Here is a 16350-nt window from a genome sequence, read left to right on the forward strand (position 1 = left end):
GTTTGCCAATATGCAATGTGCCAATTAAGAAGTCTTTCTCTGCATTGGCATATTGGCATATTGAATAATTGGCATATTATTTCTCTGCTGTCACCTTCACTAACCGTACCGGACCGTTCGGGTCGTTGCATACGAGGTTGATAAGGGCTTCCAGCTTTGTCTTTATCTCTTTAGGGCGTACGGTCACTTTGAAGGTGGCTGTCGTGCCCGGTTTGATTTCTCTTTTACCTCCGGAGATGGCTACGCGTTCGTCGTCGCAGGTCGCACTGTAGATGATGAGCGGCGATTTGCCCGAGTTGGTCACGTCGATCGTGCCGCTGACCCTTCCGCCGACCAATGGGATGAAGCTGCTTTTATCGGGCAGTTTGCCGAAGTCGAGCAGCGTGCCGGATAGCTGGGCTATCGGAGCTTTCGCCTTGTCGGATGCCGTCAGTTTGCTGAAGTCGTCTATGATATTGGCAGCCACGTGTATCTCGCCTTCCGTCCCTTTCTTCTGTCCGATGCTCTCGATCGTTACGGGGATTTCGTCTGCTACGCGCCCCTTCCGTTTAGCCTCTTTCGCATTCATCAGGATGGATATTTCGCCTGTTTCGCCGGGAGCTAACTTTGTCGGGTTGGCTACGACGTTCAGGTAATGGGCCGTTTTCCCTAAATGGATGGTCAGGGATGTCTTTCCTTCATTGATTACGCTGATTTTTTCCCCTAAAGTCTCTTCGGGACGAATCGTGCTGTAGAGGATATTCTTTGTTTGCAGTTTCAGGTCGCCGATGCTGTACGGATAAATAAGTATCGGGAGTGCCTCTTTGGGCGTCACGTTACCTTTGATGCCTAACGAGAAACTGCCTTTCTTTCCGTTGCTGTAGATCGCGATTGTCTTGTAGAAAGGACCGGGACGTCCTTTGGGGTTGTAGGTCACTTTCACCTCTCCGGTCTTTCCCGGGGCGATGGGCTCTTTGGACCATTCCGGCTGCGTGCAACCGCATGAGGCCGTGATCCGTGTGATGACGAGCGGGCCGTCACCTGTGTTTTTGATTGTAAAGACGTGGCTGACCAATCCGTCGGACTCTCCAATCGTTCCGAAGTTGTAGATGAGTTCGTCAGCGCTGATTTGGGCGTTATTTTGTGCCAGCATACTGCTTGTTGCAAACAGTATGCCGGCAAGGATAGAGATCAGTTTGTTTCTATTCAACATTCTAAGTGATTCGCTTTTCCTGTGTTATTATTCTACCTCTCCCCGGATTGTCAGGATAAAACTACCGGTTTTACCATTGCTGTAAACGGATATAGTCTTCACAAAAGGACCGGGGCGGTCTTTCGGGTTATACGTGATTTTGATGTCACCTGTCTTCCCCGGGGCGATCGGCTCTTTGGTCCATTCCGGTGTCGTGCAACCGCAGGAAGCAATGACGCGTGTCAGGACGAGCGGGGCTTCGCCTGTATTCTTGATCTTAAAAGTATGCGATACATTTCCGTTCGCCTCTTTGATTGTACCGAAATCGAAAGAGGTCTCATCTGCTGAAATTACAGCCTTGCCTTGCGCTGACGCCATTCCTGTAGCCAGCAGGATTGTCATGAAAATAAAAATAATCTGTTTCATCTTCTCTTTATTTAGCTATTGTTTAAGATGCAAATTTAGACAAAAAATCTGCGATTAAGAAATAAAAGATGAGAGTATTTACGCAGCCAATGAAGAAATGCTTACCATGTATTGGAATATTGGTAAACTGTTATCAGAAAGTCAAAAACAAATCGGTTGGGGCAACAATGCGCTCGAATGCGCAACGGGCCGTTGCGCATTTGCAATAACAAGAAAGAGGGCCTGCGATGTGGGAGGCTTATTGTATAAAACGCATTTTTTCGGTTCGAAAGATATTCGAAACAAAACAAATGTTAATCTGCTTTGCAGTTGTCAAAAAGGGGCTTTTTCCTATGATCAGGCACTTTATCGTCATGAAAAGGGACTTTATTGCTCTGATCCGGAACTTTGTTGCTCTGAAGGTTGACTTCATATAGCGCGAAGTCAACCTTCAGAGCGATGAAGCGTTACTTCACGGCAATTTTCTGCGCACTTCACGGTGACAAGCCCTCATAAATTCCTTGGGATATTTGGAACGCCGTCCGCCTTAGTCCGCAAATATTCGATTCTCCAGGAGTTAAGGTTTATCACTTTGCTGGTGTTTTCACCTCCCGGTAATCAAATTGCACGCTTTCTGGAACGGGCTGCGCACCTCGTTTTTCCTATTGTCAGAAAGGGGAGCTTAAACTATGAAAAGAGTCAATCCAAAATCGATCAAGATTTCAGATGAAATAGAAAAACGTCCGAAATGGGGGTTATTGTCAATTTAACAGATTATCACTTTTATAAACAAGAGGTTGCTCTCCGCATCACCCGACTTTATAGCCTGGCTGCGGGCAACCTCTTATTATTTGGGAACAGCTTGTCCTTATACGAATCACTCCGAAGCTAAGACTTTTAAAAGTCCTCCTTCCGTATGCGACACGAACTCGGGAGCATACAGGCATTGGATCGTGCTGATGCCGCCTGCGTATTCACCTGGGCGAGATACATATACGGCATATTCCAGGACGTATGTGCCTTGGGGCAGACGGTCGAAGAAGAAGTTTTCCGAGACGTCTGTCGGCGACTGGTAATACCAGGCTCCGTCCCGATAGGTCGAACCGGAAAGCTGGGCAGCCGGTTCGAAACATCCGGCGCGGAGGTCTTTCAGGAAGACGTAGTCCATCGTGCGGTCGGTGCGGACAGTCAGGCGTACGATAACCTTGTCGCCGACACGGAGCGGCTGCTGGGGCGTGACGGGACGCAGTTGACGTTCGGAACCGTTGTTCGTCTCGACAAAGAGCATCTTCTCGACGTTCAGCGCGCCTTTCTGTTTCTTTATGTCGTTGATGTTCCGGAGGTATTGTTCGTAGACTGCTCCCCAGGCAGGCGCGGCGCCTTCCTTGCGGATGGTGATGGTGTTTCCGCCGGATGCAACGGCTTTTTCTTCCGAACGGGTGACTTTCAGGTAGCCGGTGGCCAACTCGCCGTTTGTGGTGCTATAGGTTTCCTTGCCCCATTCGGCGGTGCAGGTGTTGCTGTCGCTCAGCCAGTCGCTTCCGGTCAGCAGCAAGGCGTAGATGGCGTTGACTGTGGCCGGGACGGAGGGCCAGTTTTGCGTCTGTTTCTGGCTGAGGAGCCATTGCTTCATCCGGTCGGTCTCCTGCCGGTTGGCCGACGTTTCGTTGAAGAGGGCCATCAAGAGGCAATGCGTGTCGATCGGTGAGGTGAAGAAACTTGCGCCGCTCCGGTTGTTCGCCCAATACATGCCCCGGTCGGCGGATGTGGTCGCCGTCTTGCGCAACCAGGCGAGGATGTTGTTTGCAACTTCTTTCTTGCCGTTGCGGAGCATCAGCCAGGCGATTTCACCTTTTCCGTAGATGGATTGTTTGCTCCACTGCTTTTCCGCTAAGTTCGTGTAGTAGCGGATCGCTTCGCGGGCCGAACCCAGTTCCGGGATGTCGCGGTAGGCGCTGCGGACAAACAGGTATTCGATTTCCAAGGGAGAAATTTCGTTTTTCTGCCAGTTCTTGATCTTTTGGAGCGCTTTGTAGTCGGACTGGATTTGCTGGTCGATGAACTTCAGCGCTCTCATCTGCATCTCCTTTTCCTGCTGGTTATACCCGATGGCGTTCAACTGCACCAACTGGGTCATTCCTTTCAGGATATAGAGTGTGATTTCCTGGCTTGGATACATGCCTTTGAACCAGCTCCACCCGCCGTCCGGCCTTTGCAGGTCGAGAAGGCGTCGGAGGGCGATTTCCCGCTGCCCGGCTGCCCGGTTCAGGTCGAAAAGGAGGGAGAGGCGTTGTTTCTGCTCCGTCTCGTTGCTTGCTTCTAATACCCAGGGCGTTTCCTGCAGGAGGATGTCTTTCAGTTCCGCGTTCTTTTCGAGGTTGGAATAGAGCGTGGAGGCGTTTCCGCCCTGTGCTTTCCACAGGCTGATGACCTGCTGGATGCGTGGATGGGCCGTCGCGATGTAGCTTGCCAGCGTGTTGCTGTAGTAAGAGGCGAACCAGGAAATGACGTTGTCGTCTTCCGGCTGCGTGAGGGTCGGCAGGGCCTGGACGGCGTACCAGATGGGGTTGGCCGTCAGTTCGAGTGTCGTGCGGAACGGCCGTGCGTCTCTACGGTCTTTCAGGCGGATCACCTCTTCGTTCTTGTCGAAGAGGTAGAACGGGGTGCTTTCCGTCACTAATATCTCGTTGGAGAGAACCGGGATAAGGTGCTGTTCGCCGTCGCTTCCCTTGTCCGAATCGGCTATGATGCGGCAGCCGATAACGCCATTCGCCGCTGCGGGGACGCGGAAAGACCAGCTGACGGTTGTCGTGCTGTCGGTCGCCAGGGTAAATGGTTTCTGCGATTTGGTCAGGCAGACGACCGGCTGGTCGCCCTCTGGGTCGAACAGTTCCAGGCTGGCGCGTCCGCTGAGGGTTTCGCCGGACTGGTTGCTGACCTGTGCCGTGATTGTCACATCGTCGCCCTGGCGCAGGAAACGCGGCAGGTTCGGGGTCACCATCAGCGGCTTGCTGGTGATGATCTCGCGCGACAGGTAGCCGTATTTCAGGTCTTCCGTCTGTGCTAACAGTTGCAGTTTCCAGGTCGTATTGCTTTCGGGCATCGTGAAGCTGAACGCAACGTCGCCCTCCTTGCCGGTCACGAGTGCCGGATAGAAGAAGGCGGTTTCGGCGAAGTTTTCGCGTAGCTTGATCGGAGCGGGCAGTTCCTCTTCCGCAATGATATCCGCAACGCCCTGGTCGGCCTGTACGGCGGATTCTTCCAGAACGGCGCTGTCGTCTGTGATACTGAGGCTTCGGCCACAGCCGGGGCAGCCGCCGATTTCATCATGACTCCGGATGCGTAGACACGGTTACTTCCGTAGCGGGAGCCTAAAGACAATACATCCTGCCAGTTGAGGCGGTCGTACTGGTATTCGGGTATGCGCAGGTTCTTGTTTGTCCCCGTCTCGTACTTGTTGTTGCTTGTAAAGGCTGTCCCTTCCGAGAATTGCGGGGCATATAGATTAATATATCTTTTGGGGACGAATGACCAGCCGAAAGGCATGATCTTATCTAATGATGCGTCGTACATACTGACTAACACTTCGGCTGTGACGGCGACGGAGTCCGCATCCGTAATACGGAATTTCCAGTTCTCCTTGCTGCCCGGCAACAGGTGGTCGCGGAATGTCTCGGCCAGGATATTCAGTCTCCGGTCCGGCTGGCGGCGGTAGACGGGAACCTGCTTGACGTACATCTTTCCTTCCTTGACAAAGGTGAAGGTGACGGTAAACCCGTCTCCGTCCGTTTCCTTAAACGGGAGGCGGAACGTCCGGTTTTCATCGCTCATCCGGATGTATTTCCGTTCCGTGCATTTCCGGTCGCTGCTGTAGACTTCGTATAAGACGTGTGCATCCTTGTCGGATGTGCCGAACACAAACTCGGCGTCTTCTCCCGGCTCACAGGTCGTGCGCTCCTCGATCAGCCAGGTGTGCATGAATACCGGCGGACGTTTGTCCCGGCGGCTGTAGAGGATAAAGTCCTGGTTAGCGGAAACTTCTTTTCCGTTGGAGTCGGTCGCTTTCACTTCCAAGCGGTAACGTCCGGCCGGGAGGTTGCGGAACAGGGCGGGCGAGAGTTCGTCTCCTGTGATGAAGGTGCCGACGGTCATCAGTTTGTCTATCTTATACTGATCCATGCCGAACTGGTCCGGTTCTGTTTTCTCGTCTGACAGGGAGTAAATCGTGTAACTGCCTTCGGCGGATGCTTTCTGCCTGTTTACCGTATAGGCTGTTATCACCGCTTTGGCGGAGTCGTTTTCCATTTCCTCTCCGGGCATTTGGATATCCAACAGGATGCCGGTGTCGCCTACGGAGAAGGTGTATTGCGCTTCCTGCGTTTCCCCTTTGCTGTCGGTCAGGGTTGCCGTTACTTCATAACTCTGGTAGGCAGGACGCATGCCGGTCGTTTCCGGCCGTTCGGGAACGAAGGAGAGGGAGAAGTAGCCTTTGCTGTCGACCTTTGCCGTTCCGTTGGCGACCTGCTCGGTTGTATAATCGAATGGATTCGGCATGTAGAAACGTGCCCAGAACGGGCGGCGGGTGATGGTCCAGTTGACCTCGCCTGTCTGAAGGGCGATGCCGGAGAATGTCTGCGCTTCACCCGTAATCCTGACCGGTTTGCCGAATGTTACCTCTTCCTTGATCGGCAGGAAGTCCACCTTGAAGGTTGGACGTTTGTATTCTTCCACCCGTATATTCGTGCGGGCTCTTTCCGACACGAGGGTAAAGCTGCCGCTTAATGTCTGCGCCGGTATGGTAAACTCGCCGTTGAAGGAGCCGAACTTGTCGGTCGTGAGTTCTTTAGTTGCCACTTCCTTGTAGTTGGCATCACGCAAGGTGACGGTATAGGTTCGTCCCGCCACAACATGCGGATCGTCCGTGTCTTTTACGTAAGCGATGCCTTTGAAGAAGACATTCTGTCCCGGACGGTAAATGCCGCGGTCTGTGAAAAGAGACAGTTCCACCTGTTCCTTTTCCGGACGGAAGGAGCCGTAAGGATAGATGCTCGTGATGATGGAAGCGGTGTCATCGCGGAAGACCGGACGGATTTGTTCGATCTTCTTTTTGGCGGGAAGGACCGCTATTCCTAAACGGTCTGTTTTCACTTCTCCCTGGCGTTGAAGCGTTCCCTTCATCATATCGGTCTTGTAGTAGATCACGGTTGCGCCTTCGATGGGTTTGCCACTTTCCAGGTCGGTGACGAGTACTTCCGAGTTGTTCGTCTGGCTGCGGGTAAGGGCGGCCAGGCGGCTCACGCTGAAACGGTTGGAGACGGTCAGTTGCTTGCCCGGAACCGTGATGACGTATTCGTATAATCCTAATTTATCCATCGGAATGGAGAGTGTGGAATCGCCTTCGGTGTAGGTGTCGGGCATATTCATTTTGAACGTCTGCTCTTTCACTAACTCGCCCAGCATGTTCTTGCTGTTTTTATTATAGTTCCGCCAGGCTTCCTGCGGCTGACGGAGGCTTTTGTAGATGCGGACTGTCAGTTGCGGGGTGTTGGTGTATCTGATCCGGAGCGTCAGGCTCTTTCCCGGATAGACGTTGTTCTGCGATTCGACGTTCAGGACGGGCATTTCCATTTGCCCTAATTGGTTCTTGAACGCGTTGACGCGGTCGTTTTTGGCATATCGGGCGATGCTTTCCTTGCAAAGTGCATAGATGGCGGCCTGGATGGAATCCTGGTGCGCTTTGTTGCCCTGATAGCGTTCGCGTTGGAGGCGATGCATCTGTGCGATCTCTATTTCGATGGCAAACGGTTCTTTTCCGTACACCTGGAACAGGCTGTCTAATGCGGTTTTATAGTCTGCCGCGGTTGTCAGCCTGCTGTCGTATTTATATTGCCAGTAGTCCAATTCGTCCAGTAGCAGGGGTTTCTTTTCCGGCTGGGTGCGGCGGAAAGCGATCAGGTCGTTATACCATTCTGCCGCCGGCTGTATCTCGATGGCGCGGAAAGTTAGGAAGTCGTACAGTGTCGGACGGAGTTCGGGGCTGTCTTTCCCTTTCTTCAGGATCAGGTTGTATTGGCCGACCGGTGTCTGTTGCAGCAAACGGGCGGGTTCGAGGGAGAGCGTCAGTTCCTGTTTAATCTTTTCTGTGAAGAGGTTGGAGGTCCATTCGCGGATATTGTCGGGCACGTAACCGGCCAGTTCCGTCCGCTGGTTGATGTTCCAGCGGTTCTGTCTGTAATAGTTGTTATACATCTCCGCAATCATGGAGTGGAGTATGGCGACGGAGGCCGAATCAGGACATACGGCGGTATATGTTTCCAACTCTTTTATCAGTTCGGGGAAAGTCTCGCTGTCTTTCTCCAGTTGATTCTTCATCTTCGTAATAAGCGACTGGATTAACTGCGGCGTGTTTTTCGTTTGGATGGCTTCTGTTATCGCCTTCTCATCGAGGGAGGCCCGGTTTGCCTGCACGTAGAATACCGTAGACAATATTCCGCAAGCGATCAGGGCTAAAACAATAAATGCTCTTATCTTCATATCTATATGAGTTTACTTGTTAAACAAACAACCTTTAGTGTATAGATACAAAGAAAGAGCAAAAAGTTGTAAAACTACTGTTAAATAGGAGTAATTCTATTTTTTACGTACGTAAGTCAGGAATGTGTAGGGGTACGGATTTTTCTCGTCTGCCTCGAATTCCTGGCGTTCCACCTCTTCCCACAGATCCCAGTTGACAACCGGAAAGAACGCGTCTGCATCGGGGAACTCGCCGTGTACGCGGGTCAGATACATCTTGTCGGCAATGCCTAATCCTTGTCTGTAAACTAAGGAACCGCCGATGATGAAGATGTCTTCTTCTTTTTCGCAAATATCCAAAGCGTCGTGCATCGATTCGCAAGCGAAGCAATTGACGAAACCGGCTTCCGGCATGGTCGTCAGTACTACGTTTTTGCGGTTGGGCAGTCCGCCTTTAGGTAAAGACTCGAAAGTTTTACGTCCCATTATTACGGCGTGGCCTGTTGTCAGGTCTTTAAAACGCTTCATGTCTGCCGGCATGTGCCAGAGCAGTCCCAGATTCTTCCCGATAGCATTGTTGTCGGAAATAGCTGCTACAATTGAAATAGTACTCATAAACTTATCGAATTAAATAATCTTGCTGTCTTTATTTTTATTTAGACGGCCACTTCACCCTTGATATGTGGGTGCGGGTCGTATCCTGTCAGAGTAAAGTCTTCGTATTGGAAGCTGAATATGTCTTTTACTTCCGGGTTGATCTCCATACGGGGGAGCGGACGCGGGTCGCGTGTCAGCTGCAACTTCACCTGCTCGATGTGGTTCGTATAGATATGCGCATCACCGAGCGTATGTACGAAATCTCCGGCTTTCAGGCCTGTCACCTGAGCCATCATCTGTAATAACAGTGCGTACGACGCGATGTTGAACGGAACACCTAAGAAGATGTCGGCACTGCGCTGGTACATCTGCAGGCTCAAACGTCCGTCTGCCACATAAAACTGGAAGAATGCATGGCAGGGAGGCAGGTTCATATTGTCTAAATCCCCGACATTCCAGGCGCTGACGATGATGCGGCGCGAATCGGGATTGTGCTTGATTGTTTCCACCGCCTCGCTGATCTGGTCGATGCTGCCGCCTTTATAGTCCGGCCATGAACGCCATTGGAAACCGTAGATATGCCCTAAGTTACCGTCTGCATCCGCCCATTCGTTCCAGATACGTACACCATGGTCTTGCAGGTATTTTGCGTTGGTATCGCCCTGGAGGAACCATAGCAGTTCATATATAATGGATTTCAAATGCAGTTTCTTGGTCGTTAGCAGAGGAAAACCGTCTTCCAGATTGAAGCGCATCTGATGTCCGAACACACTGTATGTACCGGTTCCGGTCCTGTCTTCTTTCTTAACTCCTTCACGGAGGACACGATCGAGTAAATCTAAATATTGTTTCATTTTTCTCTATTAAGCATCACAAATGTACGAAAGTGATTTGTATTAAACAACATTATTCAGCAGCATCGTTTGTTTTTGACAATAATACTGTATATTTGCCAGCATATCTAACAAACATTAATTTATTAGTATCGAAGATGAAGAGACTATGTATGGCTGTCATGGCAATGTGTGTTTTATTGTCATGTGCGGAGAAAAAAGAGGAAGCCACTCTTTCTGGACTGATGAAATCTGATTTCGTATCAGAAGTACAAGGAAAACCGACCGCATTATATGTGTTGAAAAACCAGAATGGTGCAGAAGCTTGTGTAACAAACTGGGGAGGACGCCTGGTTTCGGTTATGGTGCCCGACAAAGACGGCAAGATGACGGATGTCGTCTTAGGTTACGACAATATCCAGCAGTATGTCGACAATCCTGATAACAACTACGGCGGGTTGATCGGACGTTATGGCAACCGTATCGCACACGGTAAGTTCTCATTGGACGGCAACGACTACCAGCTTCCGCTGAACAACAACGGCCATTGCCTGCATGGCGGCCCGAACGGTTACCACACAGTTGTTTGGGATGCCAAACAGGTGAACGACCAGACTGTCGAACTGACTTATCTTTCCAAAGACGGTGAAGCCGGTTTCCCGGGTAATCTGAACGTAAAGGTTACCTATACGCTGACAAACGACAATGCCGTCGATATCAAATACGAGGCTACGACAGACAAACCGACCGTTGTCAACCTGACTAATCACAGCTATTTCAACCTTTCCGGCGTTCCGGGTTCCCAGATTCTGGACCACTCGATCATGATTAATGCCGACACATATGTTCCGGTAGACGAGACACTGATTCCGACCGGAGTGTTGGAAGATGTAGCCGGTACTCCGATGGATCTGCGCCAGCCGGTTGCTGTCGGTGCACATATCGATGAGCCGTTCGAACAGTTGGTAAGAGGTAAAGGATATGACCATAACTGGGTCTTGAATAATAATTGTGACATGAATGTTTTGGCTGCAAAAGCCGTATCGGCAAAAAGCGGCATCGGTCTTGAAGTCTATACTAACGAACCGGGTATCCAGTTCTATGCCGGAAACGCAATGGCGAAAGCCGGCGATAAGGGAAAACTGGGTGTTGTCTATCCGCATCGCGGTGCTTTGTGCCTGGAAACACAGCATTATCCCGACTCTCCCAACCAGCCGAATTTCCCGAGTGTAGTGCTGCGTCCGGGTGAGAAATACTTCAGCGAATGCCTTTATAAGTTTACGGTAGAGAAATAATTACACGATATCTAAGGGGGATTTTTGACAATCGGAAGATTGGGGAGGGCGGCTGTAAAAGGCCGCCCTTTTTGGTTGCGGGAAATCTTAGATTCATATCTGTTAATGTTTCTTTGTAAACTATATAGTTCATCGTTTTTGCTTATCTTTGTGGCAGACCTAAAATCGTCGGAGCTTTGACTTTTCGGCTGTTTTATGGTAGGAAGCTTTAAGCGTTTAAGATATTATCTTTGGAACTGAAAATCGCCAACTTTCAACTCGGACAAAGATAATAGACAACTGGACGCTCACGCTTGTTATATATACTCGTGTATATAGAATAAAGCGTGGGCTGTTGTTTATTATTTGTCCGATGGGTGTTTGGCGATGCCTCAGTTTCGAATAGTAGATTACAGTTCCCACGCTTTTTAACATATAGATGCCAAACATAGGGGAGCAGGGCGGCAATAATAGCAGTATGAGCTCAGGTGAATCGGAAAGAATTGCAATATGTTGTGTTTTACTGGATGTTATGAAGGCTATGGGGGCGGAAGACGATATAGAGGCTTGCCGTCACTATCAATCATTGAAAGGGAAAATGAATATAGCCGATTCTGACTTCGAACAGGCGCGTTCGGCGTCGGTCTTGTCCAGCCTGGTTGTCTTGAAAGGCATGCACTACAATAAGAAGATGCTACTTGCGTTGACTGTCTGTGATTTCTATTCCGGTTATACTCATGTTCCCCTCAATTTTCGGATTGCATTTGAAACCCTGATGAATGCAATCGAATGGCCTATCTCATTTTCTGAGATCCTCACAATCAGCCGGACGGAATAAAGTCAATACATAGTACCGGACGCAGATGACGCAGAGTAACGCAGACTTTTATTATTAAAATAAATATTATCTGCGTTACTCTGCGTCATCTGCGTTATCTGCGTCCGGTAAATTATACTATTTCAGCGCCTGTTCGATGTCGGCAATGATATCGCCGGCATTTTCGATACCGACGGAGAGGCGGATCAGGTCGGGAGCTACGCCTGCTTCGATCAGCTGTTCGTCCGATAACTGGCGGTGCGTATGGCTGGCAGGGTGGAGGACACAGGTGCGGGCGTCGGCCACATGCGTAACGATACAAATCATCTTCAGGTTGTCCATAAAGCGGATGGCATCTTCGCGGGAACCTTTCAGGCCGAAAGCGATGACACCGCAAGTGCCGTTCGGCATATATTTCTGAGCCAGTTCATAATACTTATTACTCTTCAGGCCGGGGAAGTTGACCCAAGCCACCTGCTCATTTGCTTCTAACCATTCGGCAACCTGCTGGGCGTTCTTGCAGTGCTGCGGCATACGCAAATGCAGGGTTTCAAGTCCCAGATTCAGCAGGAATGAGTTCATCGGAGACTGGATGGAGCCTAAGTCGCGCATCAACTGTGCCGTCGCCTTTGTCATATAGGCCATCTTGCCAAAAGCCTTCGTGTAGGTCAGGCCGTGATAGGATTCGTCCGGAGTTGTCAGGCCGGGGAATTTGTCTGCGTGGGCATCCCAGTCGAAGTTACCGCTGTCTACTACTGCGCCGCCGACGCTTGTCGCATGGCCGTCCATATATTTGGTCGTAGAGTGGGTCACGATATCTGCTCCCCATTCGAACGGGCGGCAGTTGATAGGTGTGGCGAAGGTATTGTCGACAATCAAAGGAACGCCATGACTGTGGGCGATGCGGGCGAACTTCTCGATATCCAGCACGCTCATGCCCGGGTTGGACATTGTCTCGCCGAACAGCGCTTTCGTGTTCGGGCGGAAAGCTGCCGATATCTCTTCTTCCGGCGCATCCGGGTCTACGAATGTCACGTCGATGCCCAATTTCTTGATCGTCACGCCAAACAGGTTGAACGTTCCGCCGTAGATAGTAGAAGAACAAACCATGTGGTCGCCCGCCTCACAGATGTTGAATACGGCATAGAAGTTCGCAGCCTGTCCCGAAGAGGTCAGCATGGCGCCTACACCGCCTTCCAAAGCAGCAATCTTAGACGCAACGGCGTCGTTGGTCGGGTTTTGCAGACGAGTGTAAAAATATCCGCTTTCTTCCAGGTCGAACAGTTTGGCCATCTGTTCACTGGTGTCATACTTGAATGTCGTACTCTGATAGATGGGCAGGACGCGCGGTTCTCCCTTTTTCGGTTGCCAGCCTCCCTGCACACAGAGGGTTTCCGGCTTTAATGGATTGTTCATTATGGTAATGTTTTACTAAGTATTTGTTATTATCCGGCAAAAATAAGGAATAGTTCGTTACTATCACAATATCTTCTTCTGTAAAATACGGAACCAGGCGAACAAGACGATTCCTTTCAGCATGCTGGAAATGCTGATTGCCCACCAGACACCCGCTATTCCCAGTCCCATGGCTGTTAGTCCGATCGCCATCGGGATGCGCAGGCTGTTGAACGTGATGCTGATGATGGCTGGCGGAACCGTGCGGCCTGTCCCGTAGAACAAGCCCTGCATCGTTATCTCAAGCATCATGAAGATCATCGAATAACCGTCGATGCGGAGGAAGATGCCGCCCGCCTCGTAAGCCGCCTTTTCCGGGACAATCAGGGAGAACAGTTCGCTGCCGAAGAAGACGAACAACAGAGTACAAAAGACTCCTAATATCGCCGTCATCTTCAATGTCGTATGATAAGCCCCGAGGACGCGCTCCTTCTTGCGGGCGGCATAGTTCTGGGCGACAAAGGTACTCAGTGCCGTACTGAACCCTTGCGAGGTGTTCCAGGCAAGCGCCTCGATCTGACCTCCGGCAGTCAGTGTCATCAGTCCGATATGTCCGCCGTAGGTCGACGCCGTACGCGCCATCATAAGGTTGATGACGGCAAAGAGGCTGTTCAGCATCGCAACAGGAAGTCCTAACTGAAAGATCCGTTTGCTGTACCGGCTCTTCAGTCGGACGAAGAAGGAGAAGCCTCCGAACAGTTTGTATCTCTTTTTCAGGTAATAAATGAAAATCGCAAGGACAGTCGCCTCCGACAGCCAGGTCGCGCAGGCAGCTCCGTCCGTCCCCATCCCGAAGCCAAATATGAACAGCGGATCGAGTATCATATTCATTATCAATCCGCTTCCGCTGACGTAGAACGGTATCTTGCTCAGCCCCGCCGCATTATAAATTCCGGTACAGGCCGCCGACAGGAGTACGAAAGGAAAAGCCGTTGAGATAATCCGCAAGTAAGACACAGCGTGTGCCGAAATGGCGGCATCCAGTTTGAAGAAACCGATGACAGGATGCGCGAGGGCGAACAGCAGCAATCCCCAACAGATCGAGATAATCAGCGCGATAGTCAGGTTGTGGGAAGCAAAGTTCCGGGCTTCTTCCGCCTCCTGCGCCCCGATGCTTTGCGCAACGCTGACCTCCGAACCTACTTTGTTCAGATAGGAGATGGAACTCGTCATCCACGTCAGAATACCGACAGCTCCGACTGCCGCCACCGCTTCGCTGCCCAGACGTCCCACCCAAGCCATATCGGTGATGCTATACGCCATCTGAATAAACGAGGTCCCCATTATGGGAAGTGCCAGGTTAAACAGTTGCTTCTTGATAGGTCCTTCCGTCAGATTCTTTGTCCCTTGCATGTCCGTTTCGTATTTGGTTGCAAAGATACCAACAATAAAATAAATAGACTAAAACCGTTCAATCTTTCATTACAGGTGCCAATAGTGCTTCAATCCAGAGCTTGACGTGGAATCCATAAATAATAAAGCCTCACGGAAGCACCGCGAGGCTTTGTTATGAAGTTTATCTGCAGATGAATCAGAAATTAATGTTCACGCCAATCATTGCACTGAAACTCTTGAGCGGATAGCCGTAATAGAGTTCGTACTTCTGGAACAAGACGTTGTTCAGTTTCAGATACAGGCCGAAGGTGTCGTTCAGCGTGTATGAACCGGTCAGATTCAGTTCGTTGATGTTCTTCATCTTTTCTTCGCCGGACATTCCTAAGTAAGTCTTGCGTCCGGTGGCCAGGTAATAATTCAAAGATGCGGTGACCTGGCTGATCGGGCGGACTGTCACACCTGCCGTCACTTCCATTTCGGGTTTGCCGTAAGCGTTATCGAGGTCGTCTACGCTCCAATGGTTGTAAACGCCTTTCAGGTTGATGTCGAATAATTGCTGGTAGCTGTATTTCAGGTTCACGCCTCCGAATGCTTGTTTGGCATTCGCTTGCAAAGCTGTGCCGGTGTTGGCAAAAATACCGCCTTGCATACTTGGAGCAAGGAGCGTCGGAACGAAGAAAACTTCGTCACTCGTGATCTTATAACCGCCGAATACATCAAACCAGAAACCGGGAGCGACACCGCTTCTGATGCCGACCGTACCGTCCAGGTAATTGCGCGAAGGAAGCAGTTCCATCGTCGGATTTATATAACGGTTGATCAGGGACATATCGTACATGCTGTTGGAGTAGAGTTTACCGCCGGCAACAAGGTAGAGTTGCGTCTTGTCGGCCACTTCCACATCCGCCGCGATATTGGGCGAAGCCATGAACTTGCTGTTATCACCGGTTACAAACATCACGTTAGCACCTAATTTCAAATTCCAGTTGTCTCCCGCCACCTTATAATAAGGAGAAAGGGTTGCTTCGGCATGGTTCTCAAATTCCAGATATTCCTGTCCGTTCAGTGTTGGCAGGCTGTAGTTAAAATATTCCACGTTACCGCCTAATCCGATCCGTTGCTCGCCACCGAAACGGGCGTTCAAGTCGAACTTGACGTCGAACGTATGTTCGGTCGGTCCGTCCTGATCCTTGCTCAATGCATATTTGTGCGAGAAGTTTGTATATCCTAAGTCGAGCATATAGCCGACGGGCGCATCTTCTTTCGACTCGATGCCGATCTTTGCCTGGATCGTCTGGTTTACCTGATTGGTTTCACGGTCGAACTTGTCCGGGTCCAATGTCGCCGAGGATACGGGGTTAGCGATCGGCAGACCGTAGTAATTGAATGCCGAGTATCCATATTTGATCCCCATATCCAATGACATCTTATCAAAGGCGTGTTTGAAGTTGAGGCCGCCCATGTTGTCGTTCAACTTAGCCTTTACCTTGTCGAAGTCCGTGTCGAAATATTTCACCTTCCCATTCGTCGAGCGATGTGAGAACCAGATGTTCAGCTTGTCCTTGTCGGTGCTCAGGATATGATAGCCCAAGTCACCGTTCAGGTTCAGGTAGGTGCCGCCTCCGAAGTTGAAGTAACCCCGGCGCTTGTTGTATTGGATGTCCGTCATGATGTTTCCCGAAGGAAGCAGGCTGATCTCTTTTTCCGGTTCCGTAGGAATTGTGAAAGTAGCGTAGTCGATCGGCATCTTCTTGACAACCGGTTCTTTGATGACCGGGAGCGTGTTCACCTTGCTGGCATCCTGTACGGTCGGGTCGTACTCGCGTTCGAGTGTCATTTCCCGGTTCAGGTCTTTTTCCTTCGTCTTGTCTTCCTGTGCACCGGCGGTTGCGACGCTTCCTAACAGGGCCATCACACACAGTGCTTTGATGTTGTATATTGTCTTCATCA

At 50.6% G+C, this 16350-nt stretch carries 9 protein-coding genes and 2 pseudogenes; 3 read left to right on the forward strand and 8 right to left on the reverse strand.

Annotation, left to right across the window (positions count from 1 at the left end; all coding sequences use genetic code 11):
• Positions 1-76 precede the first annotated feature (76 nt).
• Positions 77-1192 (reverse strand): DUF1573 domain-containing protein, encoded by a 1116-nt coding sequence (locus tag DW083_RS04160; RefSeq protein WP_122331541.1) that lies wholly within the window; start codon positions 1190-1192, stop codon positions 77-79.
• 27 nt (positions 1193-1219) lie between these two features.
• Complete coding sequence (locus DW083_RS04165; protein ID WP_115499372.1) at positions 1220-1597, reverse strand: DUF1573 domain-containing protein; 378 nt, start codon at positions 1595-1597, stop codon at positions 1220-1222.
• 70 nt (positions 1598-1667) lie between these two features.
• On the opposite strand from DW083_RS04165, the pseudogene DW083_RS23540 reads away from it, so the two are divergent.
• Positions 1668-1775, forward strand: a pseudogene (locus DW083_RS23540) (DUF1016 domain-containing protein); the annotation flags it as partial.
• A gap of 678 nt (positions 1776-2453) precedes the next feature.
• Here the strand turns inward: DW083_RS23540 and DW083_RS23545 are convergent.
• From DW083_RS23545 to DW083_RS04185, 3 genes and pseudogenes are all read right to left on the reverse strand, one after another.
• Positions 2454-8110: pseudogene (locus DW083_RS23545) on the reverse strand (alpha-2-macroglobulin).
• A 96-nt stretch (positions 8111-8206) separates the two neighbouring features.
• Entirely contained in the window at positions 8207-8704 is a 498-nt protein-coding gene (locus DW083_RS04180) for a dihydrofolate reductase (protein WP_122331542.1), read from the reverse strand.
• Between the two features lie 41 nt (positions 8705-8745).
• Positions 8746-9540 (reverse strand): thymidylate synthase, encoded by a 795-nt coding sequence (locus DW083_RS04185; RefSeq protein WP_122331543.1) that lies wholly within the window; start codon positions 9538-9540, stop codon positions 8746-8748.
• Positions 9541-9677: 137 nt separating this feature from the next.
• Between DW083_RS04185 and DW083_RS04190 the strand changes: the two genes are divergently transcribed.
• A complete protein-coding gene (locus tag DW083_RS04190; RefSeq protein WP_199659139.1) occupies positions 9678-10814 on the forward strand; it encodes an aldose epimerase family protein in 1137 nt (378 codons plus the stop codon).
• A gap of 457 nt (positions 10815-11271) precedes the next feature.
• A complete protein-coding gene (locus DW083_RS04195) occupies positions 11272-11631 on the forward strand; it encodes a hypothetical protein (RefSeq protein ID WP_115499396.1) in 360 nt (119 codons plus the stop codon).
• 117 nt (positions 11632-11748) lie between these two features.
• Here the strand turns inward: DW083_RS04195 and DW083_RS04200 are convergent, their stop codons facing one another.
• The 3 genes from DW083_RS04200 to DW083_RS04210 form a co-directional block, all read right to left on the reverse strand.
• Entirely contained in the window at positions 11749-13026 is a 1278-nt protein-coding gene (locus DW083_RS04200; RefSeq protein ID WP_122331545.1) for an O-acetylhomoserine aminocarboxypropyltransferase/cysteine synthase family protein, read from the reverse strand.
• 63 nt (positions 13027-13089) lie between these two features.
• Complete coding sequence (locus tag DW083_RS04205; protein WP_122331546.1) at positions 13090-14418, reverse strand: MATE family efflux transporter; 1329 nt, start codon at positions 14416-14418, stop codon at positions 13090-13092.
• A gap of 178 nt (positions 14419-14596) precedes the next feature.
• Positions 14597-16348, reverse strand: a complete 1752-nt coding sequence (locus DW083_RS04210; protein WP_122331547.1) for a TonB-dependent receptor — start codon at positions 16346-16348, stop codon at positions 14597-14599.
• Positions 16349-16350 lie beyond the last annotated feature (2 nt).

The sequence above is a fragment of the Parabacteroides sp. AF48-14 genome (assembly GCF_003477465.1).
In the GTDB taxonomy this organism is placed as follows: Bacteria; Bacteroidota; Bacteroidia; order Bacteroidales; family Tannerellaceae; genus Parabacteroides; species Parabacteroides acidifaciens.

Excerpts from the sequence above, each read along its gene's own strand:
- DW083_RS04160 (WP_122331541.1), bottom strand. The coding sequence starts at position 1,192 with ATGTTGAATAGAAACAAACTGATCTCTATCCTTGCCGGCATACTGTTT.
- DW083_RS04165 (WP_115499372.1), bottom strand. The coding sequence starts at position 1,597 with ATGAAACAGATTATTTTTATTTTCATGACAATCCTGCTGGCTACAGGA.
- DW083_RS04180 (WP_122331542.1), bottom strand. The coding sequence starts at position 8,704 with ATGAGTACTATTTCAATTGTAGCAGCTATTTCCGACAACAATGCTATC.
- DW083_RS04185 (WP_122331543.1), bottom strand. The coding sequence starts at position 9,540 with ATGAAACAATATTTAGATTTACTCGATCGTGTCCTCCGTGAAGGAGTT.
- DW083_RS04190 (WP_199659139.1), top strand. The coding sequence starts at position 9,678 with ATGAAGAGACTATGTATGGCTGTCATGGCAATGTGTGTTTTATTGTCA.
- DW083_RS04195 (WP_115499396.1), top strand. The coding sequence starts at position 11,272 with ATGAGCTCAGGTGAATCGGAAAGAATTGCAATATGTTGTGTTTTACTG.
- DW083_RS04200 (WP_122331545.1), bottom strand. The coding sequence starts at position 13,026 with ATGAACAATCCATTAAAGCCGGAAACCCTCTGTGTGCAGGGAGGCTGG.
- DW083_RS04205 (WP_122331546.1), bottom strand. The coding sequence starts at position 14,418 with ATGCAAGGGACAAAGAATCTGACGGAAGGACCTATCAAGAAGCAACTG.
- DW083_RS04210 (WP_122331547.1), bottom strand. The coding sequence starts at position 16,348 with ATGAAGACAATATACAACATCAAAGCACTGTGTGTGATGGCCCTGTTA.